This window comes from Mycobacterium sp. (assembly GCF_039583805.1).
GTDB lineage: Bacteria > Actinomycetota > Actinomycetes > Mycobacteriales > Mycobacteriaceae > Mycobacterium.
This window is the reverse complement of the sequence record NZ_JAVKSH010000004.1, coordinates 2,255-7,598: the sequence shown is the minus strand read 5'-3', so window position 1 is coordinate 7,598 and position 5,344 is coordinate 2,255. Positions and strand designations below refer to the sequence as shown.

6 protein-coding genes are annotated in these 5,344 nt (G+C 67.7%); 5 read left to right on the top strand and 1 reads right to left on the bottom strand.

Annotated elements, in window-relative coordinates:
* Positions 1-24 precede the first annotated feature (24 nt).
* Genes fabG1 through ABDW21_RS00800 form a run of 3 tightly spaced genes read left to right on the top strand, consistent with a single transcriptional unit; the run spans position 25 to position 2,667 of the window.
* Positions 25-771 (top strand): 3-oxoacyl-ACP reductase FabG1, encoded by a 747-nt coding sequence (gene fabG1, locus ABDW21_RS00810; RefSeq protein ID WP_343600684.1) that lies wholly within the window; start codon positions 25-27, stop codon positions 769-771.
* Between the two features lie 13 nt (positions 772-784).
* Positions 785-1,594: an NADH-dependent enoyl-ACP reductase InhA gene (inhA, locus tag ABDW21_RS00805; protein ID WP_343709944.1), complete on the top strand. Its 810-nt coding sequence runs from the start codon at positions 785-787 to the stop codon at positions 1,592-1,594.
* Complete coding sequence (locus ABDW21_RS00800) at positions 1,591-2,667, top strand: ferrochelatase (RefSeq protein WP_343709943.1); 1,077 nt, start codon at positions 1,591-1,593, stop codon at positions 2,665-2,667. The genes inhA and ABDW21_RS00800 overlap by 4 nt, the downstream gene beginning before the upstream one ends.
* Here ABDW21_RS00800 and ABDW21_RS00795 read toward each other — a convergent pair.
* On the bottom strand, positions 2,614-3,471 hold the full coding sequence (locus ABDW21_RS00795; protein ID WP_343709942.1) for a hypothetical protein: 858 nt from the start codon (positions 3,469-3,471) through the stop codon (positions 2,614-2,616). The genes ABDW21_RS00800 and ABDW21_RS00795 overlap by 54 nt on opposite strands.
* 58 nt (positions 3,472-3,529) lie before the next feature.
* On the opposite strand from ABDW21_RS00795, the gene ABDW21_RS00790 reads away from it, so the two are divergent.
* Together ABDW21_RS00790 and ABDW21_RS00785 are read left to right on the top strand one after the other, a co-directional pair.
* A complete protein-coding gene (locus tag ABDW21_RS00790) occupies positions 3,530-3,964 on the top strand; it encodes an NfeD family protein (RefSeq protein ID WP_343600663.1) in 435 nt (144 codons plus the stop codon).
* Positions 3,965-3,978: 14 nt separating this feature from the next.
* Positions 3,979-5,097, top strand: a complete 1,119-nt coding sequence (locus ABDW21_RS00785) for an SPFH domain-containing protein (protein ID WP_343600662.1) — start codon at positions 3,979-3,981, stop codon at positions 5,095-5,097.
* Positions 5,098-5,344 lie beyond the last annotated feature (247 nt).

The window sequence follows — 5,344 nt, the reverse complement described above, 5'->3', positions numbered from 1 at the left end:
GACACCGTGACTGGGAAAGACACCGTGACGCCCTCCGAGGCCCACGCCGCAGGCGGGCCGCCGTTCGTGTCACGGTCAGTGCTGGTCACCGGAGGAAACCGGGGGATCGGCTTGGCGGTGGCCCGCCGGCTGGCCGCCGACGGCCACACTGTGGCCGTGACGCACCGCTCCTCCGGCGCGCCCGACGGAGTGTTCGGTGTCGAGTGTGACGTCACTAGCTACGAGGCCGTCGACGCCGCGTTCACCGCCGTCGAAGAACACCAGGGCCCGGTGGAGGTGCTGGTGGCCAACGCGGGCATCACCTCCGACATGCTGATCATGCGGATGACCGAGGAACAGTTCCTCAAGGTCGTCGACGCCAACCTGACCGGGGTGTTCCGGGTGGCAAAGCGGGCCTCGCGCAACATGATCAAGAAGCGGTTCGGGCGGTTGATCTTCATGGGCTCGGTGGTCGGGTTGACCGGTCTGCCGGGGCAGGCGAACTACGCCGCGTCCAAGGCCGGGCTGGTGGGGATGGCCCGTTCGCTGACCCGGGAACTGGGGTCGCGGTCGATCACCGCCAACGTGGTTGCCCCCGGTTTCATCGACACCGCGATGACCCGTGCCATGGAGCCTAAGTACGTGGAAATGGCGCAGCAGGCAATTCCCCTGGGCCGCATCGGCACAACCGACGAGGTCGCCGGAGTCGTCAGCTTCCTGGCCTCCGAGGACGCCGGATACATCTCCGGCGCGGTGATCCCCGTCGACGGCGGCGCCGGCATGGGCCACTGAGAGAAGGACACACATGGCAGGACTGCTGGACGGCAAACGGATCCTTGTCACCGGGATCATCACCGACGCGTCGATCGCGTTCCACATCGCCCGGGTGGCGCAGGAGCAGGGCGCGCAACTGGTATGCACCGGCTTCGACCGGCTGCGGCTGATCGGGCGCATCCTTGACCGGCTGCCGCAGAAGCCGCCGCTGCTGGAGCTCGACGTGCAGGATGAGAAGCATCTGGCTACGCTGGCCGAGCGAGTGCTCGAGGTGATCGGAAAGGGCAATCAGCTTGACGGCGTGGTGCATTCGATCGGTTTCATGCCACCCACCGGGATGGGCATCAACCCGTTCTTCGACGCGCCGTACGAGGACGTGGCCAGAGGCATTCACATTTCGGCGTATTCGTACGCATCGCTGGCCAAGGCGGTGCTGCCCATCATGAGCCCGGGCAGCGCCATTGTCGGCATGGACTTCGACCCGAGCCGGGCGATGCCGGCCTACAACTGGATGACGGTCGCCAAGAGTGCGCTGGAGTCGGTGAACCGGTTCGTCGCGCGTGAGGCCGGGCAATACAAGGTGCGCTCGAATCTCGTTGCAGCCGGTCCGATCCGGACGCTGGCGATGAGTGCCATCGTCGGGGGTGCACTCGGCGAGGAGGCCAGCGGGCAGATGCAGTTGCTTGAGCAGGGCTGGGACCAGCGGGCGCCGATCGGCTGGGACATGAAGGACGCCACCCCGGTCGCCAAGACTGTGTGCGCAGTGCTGTCGGACTGGCTGCCGGCCACCACGGGCGACATCATCTACGCCGACGGCGGCGCCCACACCCAGTTGCTATGACGCGATGTGACGCAGTCCTGCTGCTGTCCTTCGGCGGGCCGGAGGGACCCGAGCAGGTGCGGCCGTTCCTGGAGAACGTCACCCGCGGCCGCGGGGTGCCACCCGAGCGTCTCGACGAGGTCGCCGAGCATTACCTGCATTTCGGCGGGGTGTCGCCGATCAACGGCATCAACCGGGATTTGATCACCCAACTGCGCGTCGAACTCACCGAAGCCGGACTCGACCTGCCGGTGTACTTCGGCAACCGCAACTGGGAACCGTACATCGAAGACACAGTAATCACCATGCGCGACAACGGGATCAGACGTGCGGCGGTGTTCACGACGTCGGCGTGGAGCGGCTATTCCAGCTGCACCCAGTACGTCGAGGACATCGCCCGCGCCCGCGCGGCAGCCGGCGACGGCGCACCGGAGCTGGTGAAGCTCAGGCCGTACTTCGACCACCCGCTGTTCGTCGAGATGTTCGCCGAGGCGGTCAACGCGGCGGCAGCGACGGTGCCTGCGGAGGCACGGCTGGTGTTCACCGCGCACTCCATCCCGGTCGCCGCGGATCAGCGCTGCGGCCCGCGGCTCTACAGTCGCCAGGTCGCGTACGCCGCAAGCCTGGTCGCCGCCGAGGCCGGCTACCGCGAGTACGACCTGGTGTGGCAGTCGCGTTCTGGGCCGCCACAGGTCCCATGGTTGGAACCCGATGTCGGCGAACACCTTTCGACGCTTGGGCAGGCCGGCGTGAAGGCCGTCGTCGTCTGCCCGATCGGGTTCGTCGCCGACCACGTGGAGGTGGTCTGGGACCTCGACCACGAGCTGAGGCTGCAGGCGCAGCAGTTGGGCATCGAGTTGGCGAGGGTTAGCACGCCCAACGCCGACCGGCGATTCGCCCGCCTGGCGGTTCAGCTGATCACCGAGCTCTCAGCCGGCCGCGAGCCTTCCCGGGTGATCGGCGCCGACCCGGTGCCGGGCTGCGGCGCCAGCACCAACGGGGAACCGTGCCGTCCGCCACACTGCGTCGCCGACGGCGATTCAGCTGTACCAGGCCGAGTGCAAGATCACGCTCAGCGCGGCCATTCGCGCTGAGCGCACAACCGGGGCCAATGCGCGAAGGGCGTTGCCGGCAATCTGGGCTTCCGACAACGATTGCGCGGCAATCGGCGTCAACGCGGCGCTGACCGTCATGATCGCGTCGATATGCGAAGCGTTTTCCAGCACTCGCACTGCGCGTGCCGGCGCGTGATCGGGAATCCGATGCTGCCGGGCGGATTCCACCAGCTGTTCGACGCATCGGCGCGGATCAGCGACGTCGGCGATCGTGGATCCCAGCCCGGCGGCCGCGAGTGTCTCGGTGGCCGAGCGCACCGCTGACCGCAACGCGTGCTCCGCTGCGCCGAGCTCGTGCTGCTCCAGGACGAGCGGGCCCGGCAGCGAGTAGACCGTCCACGTCACCTCACACACCTCGGCCACGCCGGCGTCGTCACCGGACTCGTCGTACGCGAATTCCGGGACCAGTCCAACGGCCACATCGCGATTGGCGAGGCTGGCCAGGATCACCGCCTCGCCCGCAGCCAGCGCATCGCTTTCGAACTGGGTTCCGGCGGGCAGCCCGCGGACATCACCGGGCACCGGAAGCACCACGCCGACCGAAGGGCCGGATGCCGGCGCCCGACCCGCCGCGCTGCGCAGTGTCCCCAGCAGCGACGCCGCTCCGGACTTGTCAATGTCCGGCCAGGCCAAGCCGGCCCGGCCCGCGGCGACGGAATCGTCGGCCATCACCGATTGTCTTGGCGCCCAACACGATAATGCATCGAGGACGTCGTCGGGCGCAGCCCTGCCGGCCAGCCACGCATTGGCCCAGACGGAGAGTGTCGCACTGGGGCACCACATGGTCTGGCAGTCTAGTTGTTCACCGGCGTCGGGGCAGCGCACGCGATATTCTGGCGGTGTGCCCGCCGCCTTGACCTGGCTGATCGTCGCCCTGGGGCTGGCCGCCGCGGAGGCGCTGACCGGGGACATGTTCTTACTGATGCTCGGCGGCGGCGCGCTGGCTGCGGCCGGATCGAGCTGGCTGCTGGACTGGCCGATCTGGGCCGACGGGATCGTCTTCGCCCTGGTGTCGGTGCTGCTGCTGGTGGTGGTCCGCCCGACGCTGAGACGACGGCTTACCCCTGCCGGGGGAGCACCGACCGGCCTGCAGGCGCTGGAAGGCAAGAGCGCGCTGGTACTCGACCGGGTGGCCCGCGACGAGGGTCAGGTGAAGCTCGACGGTCAGGTGTGGACTGCGCGGCCCTTCGACGACAACGACGTCTACGAACCCGGTGAGCGGGTGACGGTCATGCACATCGACGGCGCCACCGCGGTGGTCTGGAAAAACGTCTAGAAGAGGAGTTCCCGATGCAGGGTGCGGCAGCTGGTTTGATCTTCCTGGCGTTCCTGGTGATTTTCGCCGTCGTGGTGGTGGCGAAGTCCGTCGCGCTGGTACCACAGGCCGAGGCTGCGGTGATCGAACGGCTGGGCCGCTACAGCCGCACGATCAGCGGACAGCTGACCCTGCTGGTGCCGTTCATCGACCGGGTGCGGGCCCGGGTGGACCTGCGCGAGCGGGTGGTGTCCTTCCCGCCGCAACCGGTGATCACCGAAGACAACTTGACGCTGAGCATCGATACGGTCGTCTACTTCCAGGTCACCAGTCCGCAGGCCGCGGTCTACGAGATCAACAACTACCTCGTCGGCGTCGAGCAGCTGGCCACCACGACGCTGCGCAACGTGGTCGGCGGTATGACGCTGGAGCAGACGTTGACGTCGCGCGACCAGATCAACGGCCAGCTGCGCGGCGTGCTCGACGAAGCCACCGGCCGCTGGGGTCTGCGGGTGGCGCGTGTCGAGTTGCGCAGTATCGACCCTCCGCCGTCCATCCAGGCGTCGATGGAAAAGCAGATGAAAGCCGACCGCGAGAAGCGGGCGATGATCCTGACCGCCGAGGGTCAGCGCGAGTCCGCGATCAAGCAGGCCGAGGGTGAGAAGCAGGCGCAGATCCTCGCCGCCGAGGGCGCCAAGCAGGCGGCCATCCTGGCCGCCGAGGCCGACCGTCAGTCGCGGATGCTGCGCGCCCAGGGCGACCGGGCTGCCGCCTACCTGCAGGCCCAGGGTCAGGCCAAGGCGATCGAGAAGACGTTTGCCGCGATCAAGGCGGCCCGGCCCACTCCGGAGCTGCTGGCTTACCAGTATCTGTTGACGCTGCCGCAGATCGCCCAAGGCGAAGCGAGCAAGGTCTGGGTGGTGCCGAGCGACTTCAGTGCGGCGTTGCAGGGGTTCACCAAACTGCTGGGGGCACCCGGTGAGGACGGGGTGTACCGGTATCAGCCCTCGCCGGTGGAGAACCAGATGACAGCGCCCCGGGACGACAGCGACGAGATCGCCGACTGGTTCACCACGCAGACCGATCCCGCCATTCTCGAAGCGGTGGCCAAGGCCGAGGCGGACGCGCGCAAACCAGTGGACGGAACGCTGTAAGCATCCCAAAACCCTGTGCGATACCAGCCACTTTCCGGCCGGTGACGCAGCGGCATGTGCCACGGACGTGCCGTGCATCGCGCAACTCACGCGGTGGCCGACGCGGCGCGAGTCTCCCGGCCTGCTCCCATAAGTGCGGGTTTGTCTGAATGCTACTGAACACCAGAGCTTTTCACGCAGCCGCAGACCGGCACAGACCTGTCGGCACAGACCTGTCGGCACAGACCTGTCGGCACAGACCTGTCGG